This is a genomic window from Streptomyces pactum, assembly GCF_016031615.1.
GTDB lineage: Bacteria > Actinomycetota > Actinomycetes > Streptomycetales > Streptomycetaceae > Streptomyces > Streptomyces pactus.
The window spans coordinates 5353034-5368999 of record NZ_JACYXC010000001.1; the positions used below are offsets into that span (position 1 = coordinate 5353034).

The following is a 15966-nucleotide window of genomic DNA, read 5'->3' on the forward strand; positions in this document are numbered from 1 at the left end:
GGGCGCCCGGTCACGGCGAGCACGATGGGCGCCCGCGGGCACCGCGCACCTTCCAGTGTGCGCGGTGCCCGGTGCCGGGCGCGCCGTACCGCGGGTTACAGGCCGGGGTACAGCGGGTGCTTCCGCGCCAGCGCGGTGACGCGGGCCTTCAGCGGCTCGGTCTCGTGCGTCGGCTTCAGCGCCTCGGCGATGATGTCCGCGACCTCGGCGAAGTCCTCGCCGGTGAAGCCGCGGGTGGCCAGCGCCGGGGTGCCGATCCGCAGACCCGAGGTGACCATCGGCGGCCGCGGGTCGTTCGGGATGGCGTTCCGGTTGACCGTGATGCCGATCTCGTGCAGCCGGTCCTCGGCCTGCCGGCCGTCCAGCTCGGAGTTGCGCAGGTCGACCAGGACCAGGTGCACGTCGGTGCCGCCGGAGAGCACCGCCACGCCCGCCTCGGCCACGTCCGGCCGGGTCAGCCGCTCGGCGAGGATGCGCGCGCCGTCCAGGGTGCGCTGCTGGCGCTCCTTGAACTCCTCGCTCGCCGCCACCTTGAACGAGACCGCCTTGGCGGCGATCACGTGCTCCAGCGGGCCGCCCTGCTGACCGGGGAAGACCGCGGAGTTGATCTTCTTGGCCAGGTCGGCGGTGGACAGGATCACCCCGCCGCGCGGACCGCCCAAGGTCTTGTGCGTGGTGGTGGTCACCACATGGGCGTGCGGCACCGGGTTGGGGTGCAGCCCGGCGGCGACCAGGCCGGCGAAGTGCGCCATGTCCACCATCAGGTAGGCGCCGACCTCGTCCGCGATCCGGCGGAACGCGGCGAAGTCCAGCTGGCGCGGGTACGCGGACCAGCCGGCGACGATCAGCTTCGGCCGCGACTCCTTGGCCAGCCGCTCGACCTCGGCCATGTCCACCCGGCCGGTCTCGGCGTCCACGTGGTAGGCGACCACGTTGTAGAGCTTGCCGGAGAAGTTGATCTTCATGCCGTGGGTGAGGTGCCCGCCGTGGGCGAGGTCCAGACCCAGGATGGTGTCGCCGGGGGAGAGCAGCGCGAACATCGCGGCGGCGTTCGCCTGGGCACCGGAGTGCGGCTGGACGTTGGCCGCCTCGGCGCCGAAGAGCGCCTTGATCCGGTCGATGGCGATCCGCTCGACCACGTCGACGTGCTCGCAGCCGCCGTAGTAGCGGCGGCCGGGGTAACCCTCGGCGTACTTGTTGGTGAGGACCGAGCCCTGGGCCTCCATGACCGCCACCGGAGCGAAGTTCTCCGAGGCGATCATCTCCAGGGTGGACTGCTGGCGGTGGAGCTCTGCGTCGACGGCGGCGGCGACGTCCGGGTCGAGCTCGTGGAGAGAGCTGTTGAGAAGCGACATCGGGTTCCCGTTCGAAAAGAGGGGCGGAGGCGGGTCAGCTGCCGGAGAACTCGGCGTACTCGTCCGCGGAGAGCAGGTCGGCCGGCTCCTCGGACAGCTTCACCTTGAACAGCCAGCCGCCCTCGAAGGGGGCGGAGTTCACCAGCGCCGGGTCGCTCACCACGTCCTCGTTGACCTCGGTGACCTCACCCGAGACCGGCGAGTACAGGTCGCTGACCGACTTGGTGGACTCCAGCTCGCCACAGGTCTCGCCGGCGCTCACCGTGCTGCCGACCTCGGGGAGCTGCACGTAGACGACGTCGCCGAGCGCGCCGGCGGCGTGCTCGGTGATGCCCACCGTCGCCACGCCGTCCTCGGCGGGCGACAGCCACTCGTGCTCCTTGCTGTAGCGGAACTGCTGGGGGTTGCTCATGTCGTGATTCTCCTGGATTCGAGGGGGTGGATGTGCCATCGGTCTTGACTGGTGGGACGGCGGTGCCGAATGTCACGCGCCCGCCGGCCGTCGGCGGTCAGCGGTGAGCCGCCGGCTGCGGGCCGCCGGCCGTGGGCCGCCGGCCGCGGTGCGGGACGCCCGGCCGGTGCGCCCGGTGTCCGTACGGGCAGCGGCCCGTACGGTCAGCGCTGCCGCTTGTAGAAGGGGAGCGCGACCACCTGGTACGGCTCGTGCGTGCCGCGGATGTCCACCGCGACCCCTTCGGTGCCCGGCTCGGCGTACGCGGTGTCCACGTACGCGATGGCGATCGGCTTGCCCAGGGTCGGCGACGGCGCCCCGGAGGTGACCTCACCGATCACCGAACCGTCGGCGGCCACCACGGGGAAGCCGGCGCGCGGCACCCGGCGCCCCTCGGCCACCAGGCCCACCAGCTTGCGCGACGGCGTGCCCGCCGCCTCCAGCGCGGCGCGCCCGACGAAGTCGCCACCGTTGGTGGTCTTGTCGAACTTCACCACCCGGCCCAGGCCGGCGTCGAACGGGGTGGTGGAGGTGGTCAGCTCGTGCCCGTACAGCGGCATGCCCGCCTCCAGGCGGAGCGTGTCGCGGCAGGAGAGCCCGCACGGCACCAGGCCGTCGGCGGCGCCCGCCTCGGTGAGCGCCTGCCACAGCTTCTCGGCGTCGGCCGGCGCCACGAACAGCTCGAAGCCGTCCTCGCCGGTGTAGCCGGTGCGGGCGATCAGCGCCGGCACCCCGGCGACCGTGCCGGGGAGGCCGGTGTAGTACTTCAGCCCGTCCAGGTCGGCGTCGGTCACCCGGGCCAGGATGCCGGGTGCCTGGGGGCCCTGCACCGCGATCAGCGCGTAGGCGTCGCGGTCGTCGCGGACCGCGGTGTCGAAACCGGCCGCCCGCTCGGTCAGCGCGTCCAGCACCACCTGGGCGTTGGAGGCGTTGGCCACGACCATGTACTCCTGCTCGGCGAGCCGGTAGACGATCAGGTCGTCCAGGATGCCGCCGTCCGGGGCACAGATCATGGTGTAGCGGGCGCGGCCGACGGCCAGCCCGGCGAGGTTGCCGACCAGGGCGTGGTCCAGGGCCTCGCCGGCCTGCGGCCCGGTGAGGGTGATCTCGCCCATGTGGGAGAGGTCGAAGAGACCGGCCCGGGTCCGCACCGCCTGGTGCTCCTCGCGCTCGCTGCCGTAGCGCAGCGGCATGTCCCAGCCGGCGAAGTCGGTCATGGTGGCCCCGAGCGACCGGTGCAGTGCGTCGAGCGCCGTGCGGCGCGGGGCGCCGGCCGCGGCGGGGGGAGGGGAGTCTGTCATGTGCATTGCTCCAGGTGAGGCGTCCGGGTGTCGTTCTCCCCATCTGTCATCGGAACCTGAGAGCTTCGCCGTGACCCGCGCGGGCCCGGCTTGCACCTTCGGCGGAGCCGCCACGGCGGCTCGCTTTTCAGATCTGCCTCGCCCGCGCGGTATCGGGGCCTGAGAGATTCAAGGGAGGACTTGCTCCTTCGGCGCCCCGGCGGCCCGGCGGGTGCCGGACGTGGGGGACTCTCCCGCGCGGGTTCAAACGGCCGGTATGCAGTTGCGGGCCACATCATCGCATGTGCCCGCCAGGAGGGAAGCCCCGCACCACGATCGGGGTCACCTTGTACGTCATTACCTTTTCTTGACACTGTGCGGGTAGGCCGCAGTGACCGAGCCCAGGAGGACGATCACGGTGCAGGGGCAGTGCGGGAGTGCGGGAACGGCGGCGGACGGTGCCGCCCTGCCGCGGCAGACGGCCGACCGGCAGCCGGCGGGCCGCCCGGCGGGAGCCGCGGCGTGGCACGGCCGGCCGGTCCGCGACCTGCGCGGCGGCGCGGCGGTCCCGGACCGGACGGCCCGGCAGCCGCGCCCGGCCGCCCCGGCCGGGGTCCGCCCCGCCGGCGTGCCGCCGGGCCCCGCGCGCCCCGCGGTCCGCGGCCGGGAGCCGGCGCCCCGGACGGCGCCCGGCGCCCCGGACCCTGCCGCCCGGGTGCTCCCCGGCAGCCCCGGACCCGCGGCGGACGGCGTGCCCGCCGGCCCCCGGCAGCGCGCGGCGGACGAGGGACCGGCCGGCCCCCGGGACCCCGGGACACGGGCGCCGTCGGCCTCCGCGGAGCCCTCGGCGGACGGCGCCGTGGACGGGCTGTGCTACCCGCTCGGGGACGTGGTGGTGGTCTCCGGGCTGCCCGGCAGCGGCAAGAGCACCCTGATGCGGCGGACGGTCGCCGCCCTGGACCGGCACGGCGGACCGGTGCTGCGGGTGGACTCCCAGGACACCCGCGAGCGCTGGGAGGCCGCGCTGCCGGCCCGGCTGCCCTACGGTCTGTACCGGCCGCTGGTGCGGCTGGCGCACTACGCCGGGCTCCGGCGGGCCCTGCGGTCCGGCGCCGGGCTGGTGGTCCACGACTGCGGCACCCAGTCCTGGGTGCGGCGCTGGCTGGCCCGGCACGCCCGGCGCCGCGGCCGGGTGCTCCACATGGTGCTGCTGGACGTGCCGCCCGCGGTGGCCCTGGACGGCCAGATGGCGCGCGGGCGCGGCGTCTCCGGCTACGCCTTCCGCCGGCACCGCCGGGCGGTGCGCCGGCTGGTGGCCGACGCCGAACGGGGGAGGCTGCCGCGCGGCTGCGCCTCCGTGGTGCTGCTCGACCGCCCGGCCGCCGACCGGCTGCGGACCATCGACTTCGGGTGACCATCGACTGCGCGTGACCGGCGGCTGCGGGTGACCTTCGACTTCGCGTGACCGGCGGCGCCGGGCGCGAGGGGGCGCGGGGGTGCGGCGCCCGCCCCGGCCCGCCCCCCGCCGTGCGTCCCGTCACGCCTCGTCACCCCGCGGCGTGCCCGCACCTGCTGTCCGCCCCCCGCCCGGTCCGCCGCCGCCCGGTCCGTACCGGCCCCCGCCCCCGCCCGGCGCGCCCGTGCCGCGCCCCACCGGGCGCCCGCCCCGTACTCCCGCGCCGCGCCGCCCCTCCTCCCGCGCCGGCTTCCGCCCGGCCCCGCCCCGCTCCGTTCGCCCGCGGCGCGCTCCCGGACGCCGCCCGCGCCCGCCCCTGTGCCGCCCGGCCCCGCTCTCCCCTCCTCCCGGCGACCGGCCGGTTGGCCGGTCCGCATCGCGGGCTGCCCGCCGAGCGGGGCGCGGCGGGGGGTTAGGGTTTCCGTGCAGCCCTGACGAGACGGCGGTTGGACGAGATGAGCATCCCCAGCGACGGCGCCACGCCGCTGCCCGGTGTTTCCTCGGGCGGGTTCCCCGGACCCTCCCCGGACCTCGCCCCCGGAGCCGGCGGCGGCCTCCCGGGCCCGGTGACGGCCTCCGGCCCGTTGACGGCGCCCGGCCCGGTGCCGGCCGCCGGGCCCGTGGCCCCCGGCGCACCCCTGGCGGCCCCCCCGGCGACCCCCTGTCGGGCCCCGGCCCGGTGGCGCCCGGTGACCCGCTCGCGGCCCCCGGGCCCGCGGTGGCCCCGGTGCCGTTCCCGGTCAACGAGCTGGAGGAGGTGCTCGCCGCCTCGGTCGGTGTCCCGGGCGCCGGTGCCCGCATCGCGGAGGTGCTGGGCCGCAGCCCGGTGTGGATCCCGCTGCCTCGCGGCGGCGGCCCGGACAGCCCCGACCTCGACCTGCCGGCGCTGGAGATCGACGGCGCCGCCTACGTCCCGGTGTTCAGCTCCGAACAGCAGCTGCGGCTGGTGGTCGGCGACCAGATGTCCTTCGCCGTGGCCCCGGCCGTGGAGTTCGCCCGCGGGCTGCCCCCGCAGCTGGGGATCGCGGTGAACCCCGGCGGCTCGGTGGGCGCCCCGCTGCCGCCGCCCGCGGTGGCCGAGCTGTGCCGGGCCGGCCGCTCCGGTCCGGCGGGTGAGACGCTCGCCGACGGGAGCCTCCCGGCGGGGCCGACCGGCGGCCGGGTGCGGCTGTTCGAGCCGGACTGGAAGCAGGAGCCGGTGGACTTCCTCGCTGCGGCCTCGCTGGAGCTGGCGAAGGTCCCCGGGGTGCGCTCCGCCCGCCGCGCGCTGGCCAGTGTGGAGGGCGACCCGCCCGCGCTCTTCGTCGGCGTGCGGCTCGACGAGCCCACCCCGGAGAGCCAGGCGCTGGTGCTGGACGCGCTCGGCCGGGCGATGGGTACCGCGCCGGTGCCCTGGCCGGTACAGCTCGTACTGCTGGACATCGCGGACGATCTGGTGGCTGACTGGATCCTCGACCGGGTCCGTCCGTTCTACGACCGTGACCGCTGACCGAGCCGGAGGCGGTCCCCGGCGGACTCGTAAGCTGGTTTGATGACGTGAGGGGATGCGCGGGCGCGCCCCCGGTGCCATGCCGTGAAGGCCGAGAGAAGGGGCGGAGCCAGGTGACCGCTGGCGCGGAGTGGAGGGCGGAGCGCGGCGACTCGTACCCGGGCGCGGGCCAGGTGGAGCAGATGCTGCGGCAGGTCGCTCCGGGCCGGTACGACGCCTACGAGGCGCTGCTGCGCGCGCTCGCCGACGGCCAGGTCTGGATGCTGCTCTGGCAGGGTTCGCCCGGTTCGCCCGACGCCCAGTACGGCAACATGGAGGTGGACGGCCTGGGCTACGCGCCCTGTGTCACCTCTCCGCAGGAGTTGTCGGCCAGTGGCTGGAACCGGGCCCACGAGGTGGTCGCCGGCGCCCGGGTGGCGGGCGCGCTCTTCCCCGACCGGTGGGGCCTGTGGCTGAATCCGCACGCCCCCGGCGGCGGGGTCGGCATCCCCTGGCTCGACCTGCGGCGCATCGCCTGCGGGCTGGACCGGCTGCCCGCCGGCCCGCTGCGGATCAGTGAACCCACCATCGAACTGCCCCAGTTCTACGCCCTGCTGGGGCAGAACGCGCACCGCACGCCCGTGGTGCGGGCCCTGCGCCGGGCCTGGGTGCATCCGGCCCTGGGCGCCCCGTACCTGGCGATCGGTCTGGATCTGTACGACACCACCCAACCGTCCGTCGAGGCGGCCCGGTTGATGATGCACCAGACGGTCGGCGTGGTGCCCGAGGGGCTTCCGGTGTCCACCGTCTCGATGTCCGACGAGTACGACCCGGTCGCGATGTGGATGCGCGCCAACGCCCGTCCGTTCTTCGACCGGGACGCCTACGGCAGCGCTGCCGCTCCGGTGCACGGTTACGGTTACCCTCCGCCACCGCAGCCTTTCTGACCTGCCGTTTTCCTCTTTCACGCGCGTCCGGGCGCGGATTGCCGCACGGGTTACCGACCCGTTCACGCGGCATGGCTGTTCGTATAACGGAACCCGACTCACCACATCACGGTTACGCATCCTTTGGCCATGAGGGCTGGCGGGTGATCGCCGACACATTGAAGACTCCCGCTCCAAGGGAGGCAGGCGCGGCTGTGTACGGCCCTCTCACCCGAGTTCAGCGTGTATCCGTGGGCACGGCCGGCGTGTCCACGGTGCCGTATCCGCACCAACAAGCACCACGTGCACCAGTGATGTGAACCAGGCCGCCACCGCGGCGGGTCGTGGGCCGGTCACCGCCGGCCGAGAGGGGTCCCAGGGCATGACGGCACCACTGCATGACACGAGTGCGGCCGAGACCGCGGCCGTGGATGTCGCCGCGGGTGCACCGGTGGAGAAGATCGCCGGACGCACCCCGGCGCAGATCGCCTGGAGCAGGCTCAAGCGCGACAAGATCGCGCTGGCAGGCGGCTGTGTGGTGGTGTTCCTCGTCCTGGTGGCGATCTTCGCGCCGCTGATCGTCAAGGCGTTCGGCCACCCGCCCAACGAGTTCCACGACGGCCCCGAGCACATCGACGCCCTCCTCGGCGGCAAGCCGGTCGGCGAATGGGGCGGCATGAGCAAGGACTTCCTCTTCGGCCTCGAACCGGTCAACGGGCGCGACGTGTTCAGCCGCGTGGTCTACGGCACCCGGGTGTCGCTGATCGTCGCCTTCGCCTCCGCGGTCTTCGCGGTGCTGCTGGGCACCATCTTCGGCGTCATCGCCGGCTACTTCGGCGGCATCGTGGACACCGTCATCAGCCGCACCATGGACCTGCTGCTGGCCTTCCCGCAGCTGCTGTTCATCCTCGCGCTGGTGTCGGTGGTGCCCAACGAGCTGTGGGGCCTGGAGGGGACCAGCGTCCGGATGGGCGTGCTCATCGTGGTCATCGGATTCTTCGGATGGCCGTACGTGGGCCGCATCGTGCGCGGCCAGACGCTGTCGCTGCGCGAGCGCGAGTACGTGGAGGCGGCACGCAGCCTCGGCGCGGGCAACCGCTACATCCTGTTCAAGGAGCTGCTGCCCAACCTGATCGCGCCGATCACCGTCTACATGACGCTGATGATCCCCACCAACATCCTCACCGAGGCGGCGCTCAGCTTCCTGGGCGCCGGTGTGAAGTCGCCCACCGCCTCGTGGGGTCAGATGCTCTCCGACGCGGTCCGCACGTACAACATCGCACCGACCTTCATGATCTTCCCCGGCCTGGCCATCTTCGTGACCGTGCTGGCCTTCAACCTCTTCGGCGACGGCGTACGCGACGCGCTCGATCCCAAGGGGAACCGCTGATGTCCCACGCCGCGCACCCCAGCGCGGGCGGCCCGCACGACCCGCACGGTCGAAGCGACCGATGAGCTCCACGCCCAAGCAATCGTCACACCACGGAAGGTGCGAGATCGTGACAACCTCACGCCAAGCCAAGCGCAGACTGGCCGCCGGGTCGGCCCTCGTCGTCGCGGCTCTGCTGACCACCACGGCCTGCGGCGGTGGCGGTGACGACAACAAGGGCAGCAAGCCCAGCAACCTCGCCGTGAACAAGGTGCACAACCCCTCCGACAAGAAGGGCGGCACCCTCAAGTTCATCGGCACCCAGGACGCCGACTCCTGGGACCCCACCCGCGGCTACTACGGCTTCATGTGGGACTACGCGCGCTACTACTCGCGCCAGCTGCTCTCCTACCAGCCGGCCCCCGGCAAGGCCAGCCAGGAGCTGGTGGGCGACCTCGCCACCTCCCGCGCGAAGATCAGCGACGACGGGCTGACCTACACCTACACCCTGCGGGACGGCATCACCTGGGAGGACGGCAAGCCGATCACCTCCCAGCACGTCAAGTACGGCATCGAGCGCATCTGGGCGCAGGACGTGCTCTCCGGCGGCCCGGTCTACCTCCGCGACGTGCTCGACCCCAAGGGCGAGTACCCCGGCCCGTACAAGGACAAGTCCAAGGACAAGCTCGGGCTGAAGGCCATCGAGACGCCGGACGAGAAGACCATCGTCTTCCACCTCCCCGAGCGCAACGGTGACTTCGAGGAGATGCTGGCCATGCCGGCCGCCTCCCCGGCCCGCCCGGACAAGGACACCAAGTCCAAGTACGGCCTGCGCCCGTTCTCCTCCGGCCCGTACAAGTGGGACTCCTACGAGCCCAACAAGTCGATGGTGCTCTCCCGCAACGAGCACTGGAAGCCGGAGTCCGACAAGATCCGCAAGGCGCTGCCGGACAAGATCACGCTGACGCTGATCACCAACGCCGACGAGATGGACAAGCGTCTGATCTCCGGCGACTACGACGTGGACATCAACGCCACCGGCATGGGCCAGGAAGGCCGCGTCACCGCGCTGCAGAAGCACTCCAAGAACGTGGACAACCCCTCCACCGGGTTCATCCGTTACGCGGTGATGCCGCAGAACGTCGCGCCGTTCGAGAACATCGAGTGCCGCAAGGCCGTCATCTACGGCGCCGACAAGACCTCGCTGCAGACCGCCCGCGGCGGCCCGCAGGCCGGCGGTGACATCGCCACCAACATGCTGCCGCCGGTGGTGAAGGGCTCCGACCCCAAGTACGACCCGTACGGCGCGCTGAAGGGCAAGCCGGACGTGGAGAAGGCGAAGGAGGCCCTGAAGAAGTGCGGTAAGCCGAACGGCTTCAAGACCACCATCGCGGTCCGCAACAACAAGCCGGTCGAGGTCGCCACCGCGGTGTCCCTCCAGGCGTCGCTGAAGAAGATCGGCATCGACGCCCAGATCGACCAGTACGACGGCTCGCAGACCTCCGGCATCGTCGGCAGCCCGAAGGTCGTCAAGGACAAGGGCTACGGCATCATCATCCACGGCTGGGGCCCGGACTTCCCGACCGGCCAGGGCTTCTCGCTGCCGCTGGTGAGCGGCAAGTACATCCTGGACAGCGGGAACAACAACTTCTCGATGCTCAAGGACGACAAGATCGACGAGCTGTTCGTCAAGGCCCAGCAGGAGCTGGACCAGGACAAGGCCGCCGAGATCTACGGCCAGATCAACAAGCTCGTCTCCGAGCACGCCGTCTACCTGCCCTTCGTGTTCGAGAAGAACATCATCTGGCGCAGCTCCCGGCTGACCAACGTCTACACGGCCGACGCGTACAACGGCCGCTACGACTACGCCTCGCTCGGCGTGGTGAAGTAACCCCCACCCCATGCGCCCCTGGCGCACCCCGCCGCTAGGCACGAAGGGCAGGTGATGGCCGCGCGCCGCGGCCCGGACCACCGGATGACCTCCGGTCGGACCGGGCCGCGGCCGGGCCGAGAGCAGTGCTCGCATATCTCATCCGGCGGCTGTTCGCCGTCGTCATGACGCTGATGGTCGTCATCCTGGTGACCTTCGGCATCTTCTTCATCATTCCGAAGATGACCGGCGTCGATCCGGCCACCATGTACGTGGGCAAGGTGTCCAACGAGCAGGCCATCGAGGACGTCCGGCAGAAGCTCGGGCTGGACGAGCCCATCCTGGTGCAGTTCTGGGAGTTCCTCCGGGGCCTGATCGTCGGCCGCGACTACTCCAGCGGCGGGGAGACCATCCACTGCTCGGCCCCCTGCTTCGGCTACTCGTTCAAGAACGAGCAGGCCATCTGGCCGGTCCTCACCGACCGGCTGCCGGTCACCCTGGGGCTGGCCGCCGGCGCCTGTGTGCTGTGGCTGATCGGCGGCGTCGTCACCGGCATCGTCTCCGCGCTCAAGCGCGGCTCGGTGCTGGACCGCACGGTGATGACCGTGGCGCTGGCCGGCGTCTCGCTGCCCATCTACTTCACCGGCGTGGTGTCCCTGGCGATCTTCTCCTACAACCTCGACTGGGTGAGCAACGAGTACACCGAGTTCGGGGACGACCCGGCGAAGTGGTTCAGCGGGATGATCCTCCCCTGGCTCACCCTCGCCTTCCTCTACGCGGCGATGTACGCGCGGCTCACCCGCGCCACCATGCTGGAGGTCCTGGGCGAGGACTACATCCGCACCGCCCGCGCCAAGGGCCTGACGGAACCGGTGGTGATCGGCAAGCACGCGATGCGCTCCACCATGACCCCGGTGCTCACCATCCTCGGCATGGACCTGGGCGCCCTGGTCGGCGGCGCGATCCTCACCGAGACCACGTTCAGCCTGCCGGGCCTGGGCCAGGCCGCGGTCCGCGCGATCGGCGAGCGGGACCTGCCGCTGATCCTGGGCGTCACGCTCATCACCGCGGCGGCCGTCGTCATCGCCAACCTGGTCGTGGACCTGCTCTACGCCGTGATCGACCCCCGAGTGAGGCTCTCGTGACCACTGTGCCCGTCCCGGAAGAGGCTGCCGGGACCTCGCTGACGAAGACCGGCGCCGCCACGGGCGAGGCCGCCCCGGGCGCCTTCCTCGACGTACGGGACCTGAGGATCCACTTCCCCACCGACGACGGACTGGTGAAGTCCGTGGACGGGCTCTCCTTCACCCTGGAGCGCGGCAAGACCCTCGGCATCGTGGGCGAGTCCGGGTCCGGCAAGTCGGTGACCTCGCTGGGCATCATGGGCCTGCACCGGGTCGGCCAGTACGGACGGGGCAAGGCGAAGATCTCCGGCGAGATCTGGTTCGACGGCAAGGAGCTGCTCGGCGCCGACCCCGACGAGGTGCGGAAGCTGCGCGGCCGGGAGATGGCCATGATCTTCCAGGACCCGCTCTCCGCCATGCACCCGTACTTCACCGTCGGCGCGCAGATCGTCGAGGCGTACCGGGTCCACAACGACGTGGACAAGAAGACCGCCCGCAAACGCGCCGTGGAACTCCTGGACCGGGTCGGCATCCCGCAGCCGGACAAGCGGGTGGACAGCTACCCGCACGAGTTCTCCGGCGGGATGCGGCAGCGCGCCATGATCGCCATGGCCCTGGTGAACAACCCCGAGCTGCTGATCGCCGACGAGCCGACCACCGCCCTGGACGTCACCGTCCAGGCGCAGATCCTCGACCTGATCCGCGACCTCCAGCAGGAGTTCGGCTCCGCGGTCATCGTCATCACCCACGACCTGGGCGTGGTCGCCGAACTCGCCGACGACATCCTGGTGATGTACGGCGGGCGGTGCGTGGAGCGCGGACCGGCCGAGCAGGTCTTCTACGAACCGCAGCACCCCTACACCTGGGGCCTGCTGGGCTCGATGCCGCGCATCGACCGCGACCAGACCGAGCGGCTCATCCCGGTCAAGGGCTCGCCGCCCAGCCTGATCAACGTCCCGGACGGCTGCGCCTTCAACCCCCGCTGCCCGTACGCGGACCTGCCCAAGGGCGGGATCACCCGCACCGAGCGGCCGGAGCTGCGGAAGGCCGGCCCCGGGCACTTCTCCGCCTGCCACCTGCCGCAGGAGGAGCGCACCCGCATCTGGACCGAAGAGATTGCGCCGAAGCTGTGAAGGACGCCACTGTGCCGAAGGACGCCACCGCGCAGCAGGACGGCGCGACGCCCCAGCAGCCCGCCGGCACCCCGCCCACGCTGCTGAAGGTCACCGGTCTGGTCAAGCACTTCCCGATCCGGAAGGGGCTGCTCAAGCGGAACGGCGGCGCGGTCAAGGCCGTGGACGGGCTGGACTTCGAGGTGCGCGCGGGGGAGACCCTGGGCGTGGTGGGGGAGTCCGGCTGCGGCAAGTCCACCATGGGCCGGCTCATCACCCGTCTGCTCGAACCCACCGGCGGGACCATCGAGTTCGAGGGCCGGGACATCACCCACCTGGGCACCGGCGCGATGCGCCCGCTGCGCCGCGACGTCCAGATGATCTTCCAGGACCCGTACTCCTCGCTGAACCCGCGGCACACCGTGGGCACCATCGTCGGCGCCCCGTTCCGCCTCCAGGGCGTCACCCCGGAGGGCGGGATCAAGGCCGAGGTACAGCGGCTGCTCTCCCTGGTGGGGCTCAGCCCGGAGCACTACAACCGCTACCCGCACGAGTTCTCCGGCGGCCAGCGGCAGCGCGTCGGCATCGCCCGCGCGCTGGCCCTCAAGCCCAAGCTGGTGGTCGCCGACGAACCGGTGTCGGCGCTGGACGTCTCCATCCAGGCCCAGGTGGTCAACCTGATGGACGACCTCCAGGAGGAGCTGGGGCTGACGTACGTGATCATCGCGCACGACCTGTCGGTCATCCGGCACGTGTCGGACCGGATCGCGGTGATGTACCTGGGCAAGATCGTGGAGCTGGCGGACCGGGTATCCCTCTACCAGAACCCGCTGCACCCCTACACCAAGGCGCTGCTGTCCGCGGTGCCGGTGCCCGACCCGCGCCGCCGGGACCGGCGGGAGCGCATCCTGCTCAAGGGCGACGTGCCGTCCCCGATCGCCCCGCCGCCGGGGTGCCGCTTCCACACCCGCTGCTGGAAGGCGACCGAGATCTGCTCCACCCAGGAGCCGCCGTTCGAGGCCGTGACCGGTGACCACCGGGTGGCCTGCCACCACCCGGAGCCGGTCACCGCGGTGGCGCTGCCCACCCCGGTGGTGCGGACCGCGGCGGCCCCGGCCGCCCCGGGTGCTCCGGCCGCTGCGGATGCGGAGACGGCGGAGGCCGGTGCCGGCGAGGCCGCCGGGACGGCGGACGCCGCGAAGACCGGGGCTGCGACGACCGGGACGGCGGAGACGGGGAAGGCCGCAGCCGGCGAGCCGGACGCGCCCGCGACCGACGAGGCGGCCGAGGCGGACAGCGACGCGGCGCCGGAGCCGGACGCCGGGACCCCGGACCGGGACGAGCCGGCCGGACCGCTGAAGAAGAAGGGGAAGCCGGCCGGACCGACGGAGAAGAAGGGCAAGCCGGCCGACGGCTGACCCACCGGACCCCGCCCGGCCAGGTCACCGGTGCCCCGGATCGCCGGTGACCGGCCGGGCGGCTCTTCGCGGCAGGCCCACCGCGGCCGGACGCCGGGCCGCCCGCGCGCCGGAGGTCCCACCGGGCGCGGGGCACAGGTACATGTCAGGGGCATGCTGCCGGCCAGGTAAAATGTCTGGTGCTCACCGATCTGTTCACCCCGTCCGTCCAGTACTCGCTGGACATCGCCGGCATCTTCGTCTTCGCGATCTCCGGCGCGCTGCTCGCCGTCCGCAAGAACTTCGACGTCTTCGGCATGGCCGTGCTGGCCTCGGTGACCGCCCTGGGCGGCGGGCTGTTCCGGGACGTGATGATCGGCGACCTGCCGCCCACCGCCTTCACCGACCTCGGGTACTTCGTCACCCCGCTGGTCGCCACGGTGCTGGTCTTCTTCCTCCACCCCGAGGTGGAGCGGATCACCCGGGCCGTGGGCGTCTTCGACGCGGCCGGCCTGGGGCTGTTCTGCGTCGCCGGCACCACCAAGGCGTACGACTACGGGCTCGGGCTGACCTCCTCCGCCGCGCTCGGCCTGGCCACCGCCGTCGGCGGCGGGGTGCTCCGGGACGTCCTCGCCAACGAGATCCCCTCGCTGCTGCGCTGGGACCGCGACCTGTACGCGGTCCCGGCGATGGTCGGCGCGGTCACCACCGCCCTGCTGATCCGCTTCGACGCGCTGGACGCCACCACCAGCGCGCTCGCCGCCACCATGGCCTTCACGGTGCGGCTGCTGGCGATGCACTTCGGGTGGCGGGCGCCGCGCGCCTGGAACCGCCGGAGCACCGCCACCGAGGAGATGTGAGTCACCGCGGTGCCCCCGGGCCGCCGTGTTCCCGCCCGGCGGCCGTCACACCCTCCCCGTCCGGCTCGTAGAATCGTCGCACCATGGCATACCTCGACCACGCCGCCACCACGCCGATGATTCCCGAGGCGGTGCAGGCGATGACCGCCCAGCTCACCGTCGTCGGGAACGCCTCCTCGCTGCACGCCCCCGGCCGGCGTGCCCGGCGCACCGTCGAGGAAGGCCGCGAGACCCTCGCCGCCGCCCTCGGGGCCCGACCGAGCGAGGTGATCTTCACCGCCGGCGGGACGGAGGCCGACAACCTCGCCGTGAAGGGCCTGTACTGGGCCCGGCGGGACGCCGACCCGGCCCGGACCCGGGTGCTGGCCAGCCCGGTGGAACACCACGCGGTCCTCGACGCGGTGCACTGGCTCGCCGACCACGAGGCTGCCCGGGTGGAGTGGCTGCCGGTGGACCGGTACGGCCGGGTCTCGCCCGACGCGCTGCGGGAGGCGATCGGGCGGAACCCCGCCGATGTGGCGCTGGCCACCGTGATGTGGGCCAACAACGAGATCGGCACCGTGCTGCCGGTCACCGAACTCGCCGCGGTGGCGGCCGAGTTCGGCGTCCCGCTGCACGCCGACGCGGTACAGGCGTTCGGCCAGCTCGACGTGGACTTCGCCGCCTCCGGCCTCGCCGCGATGACGGTCAGCGGCCACAAGATCGGCGGCCCCTACGGGATCGGGGCGCTGCTGCTGGCCCGGGAGTACGCCCCCGTCCCGCTGCTGCACGGCGGGGGCCAGGAGCGGCAGGTGCGCTCCGGCACCCTGGACGCACCGGCCGTCGCCGCCTTCGCGGTCGCCGGGGAGCTGGCCGCGGCCCGCCGCGCGGACTTCGCCCGCGAGGTCGGCGCGCTGCGGGACGCGCTGATCGCCGCGGTCACCGAGGCGGTGCCGGACGCGGTCCTGGGCGGCGACCCCGACCCGGCCGGCCGGCTGCCCGCCAACGCGCACTTCTCCTTCCCCGGCTGCGAGGGCGACTCGCTGCTGCTGCTGCTCGACGCCCAGGGCATCGCCTGCTCCACCGGGTCGGCGTGCACCGCCGGGGTGGCCCAGCCCAGCCACGTGGTGCTGGCCACCGGCACCGATCCGGACCTGGCCCGCGGCACCCTGCGCTTCTCGCTCGGCCACACCTCCACCCGGGCCGATGTGGACGCGGTGGCCGCGGCGATCGGCCCGGCCGTCGAACGCGCCCGCAGCGCCGGCCTGAGCTGAGCCGCCCGCCGGCCCCGGGCCCGAACCGAACCGGGCCGGTCCGTG

At 72.8% G+C, this 15966-nt stretch carries 13 protein-coding genes and 2 riboswitches; of the genes, 10 read left to right on the top strand and 3 right to left on the bottom strand.

Annotated elements, in window-relative coordinates; genetic code table 11:
- Nucleotides 1-95 precede the first annotated feature (95 nt).
- The 3 genes from glyA to gcvT all read right to left on the bottom strand — a co-directional run bounded on the left by glyA (nucleotide 96) and on the right by gcvT (nucleotide 3107).
- The gene (gene glyA, locus IHE55_RS21075) at nucleotides 96-1355 is read right to left on the bottom strand and encodes a serine hydroxymethyltransferase (protein ID WP_197990445.1); all 1260 of its coding nucleotides are present in this window, start codon (nucleotides 1353-1355) and stop codon (nucleotides 96-98) included.
- Nucleotides 1356-1389: 34 nt separating this feature from the next.
- Complete coding sequence (gcvH, locus tag IHE55_RS21080) at nucleotides 1390-1767, bottom strand: glycine cleavage system protein GcvH (protein WP_197990446.1); 378 nt, start codon at nucleotides 1765-1767, stop codon at nucleotides 1390-1392.
- A gap of 203 nt (nucleotides 1768-1970) precedes the next feature.
- Entirely contained in the window at nucleotides 1971-3107 is a 1137-nt protein-coding gene (gcvT, locus tag IHE55_RS21085; protein ID WP_197990447.1) for a glycine cleavage system aminomethyltransferase GcvT, read from the bottom strand.
- 33 nt (nucleotides 3108-3140) lie between these two features.
- A riboswitch (glycine riboswitch) is annotated at nucleotides 3141-3244 on the bottom strand.
- A riboswitch (glycine riboswitch) is annotated at nucleotides 3245-3353 on the bottom strand.
- Nucleotides 3354-3801: 448 nt separating this feature from the next.
- Between gcvT and IHE55_RS21090 the strand changes: the two genes are divergently transcribed.
- From IHE55_RS21090 to IHE55_RS21135, 10 genes are all read left to right on the top strand, one after another.
- Nucleotides 3802-4500 (top strand): AAA family ATPase, encoded by a 699-nt coding sequence (locus tag IHE55_RS21090; RefSeq protein WP_307826763.1) that lies wholly within the window; start codon nucleotides 3802-3804, stop codon nucleotides 4498-4500.
- 760 nt (nucleotides 4501-5260) lie between these two features.
- A complete protein-coding gene (locus IHE55_RS21095) occupies nucleotides 5261-6031 on the top strand; it encodes an enhanced serine sensitivity protein SseB (protein ID WP_372442774.1) in 771 nt (256 codons plus the stop codon).
- A 113-nt stretch (nucleotides 6032-6144) separates the two neighbouring features.
- Entirely contained in the window at nucleotides 6145-6957 is an 813-nt protein-coding gene (locus tag IHE55_RS21100) for an enhanced serine sensitivity protein SseB C-terminal domain-containing protein (protein WP_372442705.1), read from the top strand.
- A 361-nt stretch (nucleotides 6958-7318) separates the two neighbouring features.
- Nucleotides 7319-8326: an ABC transporter permease gene (locus IHE55_RS21105; protein WP_197990449.1), complete on the top strand. Its 1008-nt coding sequence runs from the start codon at nucleotides 7319-7321 to the stop codon at nucleotides 8324-8326.
- A 109-nt stretch (nucleotides 8327-8435) separates the two neighbouring features.
- Nucleotides 8436-10196, top strand: coding sequence for an ABC transporter substrate-binding protein (locus IHE55_RS21110; RefSeq protein ID WP_197990450.1), 1761 nt, complete (start codon nucleotides 8436-8438; stop codon nucleotides 10194-10196).
- Nucleotides 10197-10321: 125 nt separating this feature from the next.
- On the top strand, nucleotides 10322-11320 hold the full coding sequence (locus IHE55_RS21115) for an ABC transporter permease (RefSeq protein ID WP_197990451.1): 999 nt from the start codon (nucleotides 10322-10324) through the stop codon (nucleotides 11318-11320).
- Entirely contained in the window at nucleotides 11317-12432 is a 1116-nt protein-coding gene (locus IHE55_RS21120; protein WP_197990452.1) for an ABC transporter ATP-binding protein, read from the top strand. The genes IHE55_RS21115 and IHE55_RS21120 overlap by 4 nt, the downstream gene beginning before the upstream one ends.
- Nucleotides 12429-13829, top strand: a complete 1401-nt coding sequence (locus IHE55_RS21125; protein ID WP_197990453.1) for an ABC transporter ATP-binding protein — start codon at nucleotides 12429-12431, stop codon at nucleotides 13827-13829. The genes IHE55_RS21120 and IHE55_RS21125 overlap by 4 nt, the downstream gene beginning before the upstream one ends.
- A 179-nt stretch (nucleotides 13830-14008) precedes the next feature.
- Nucleotides 14009-14668 carry a trimeric intracellular cation channel family protein gene (locus IHE55_RS21130; protein WP_197990454.1) on the top strand — a complete coding sequence of 220 codons (660 nt, stop codon included), beginning with the start codon at nucleotides 14009-14011 and terminating at the stop codon, nucleotides 14666-14668.
- Between the two features lie 83 nt (nucleotides 14669-14751).
- A complete protein-coding gene (locus tag IHE55_RS21135) occupies nucleotides 14752-15921 on the top strand; it encodes a cysteine desulfurase family protein (protein ID WP_197990455.1) in 1170 nt (389 codons plus the stop codon).
- Nucleotides 15922-15966 lie beyond the last annotated feature (45 nt).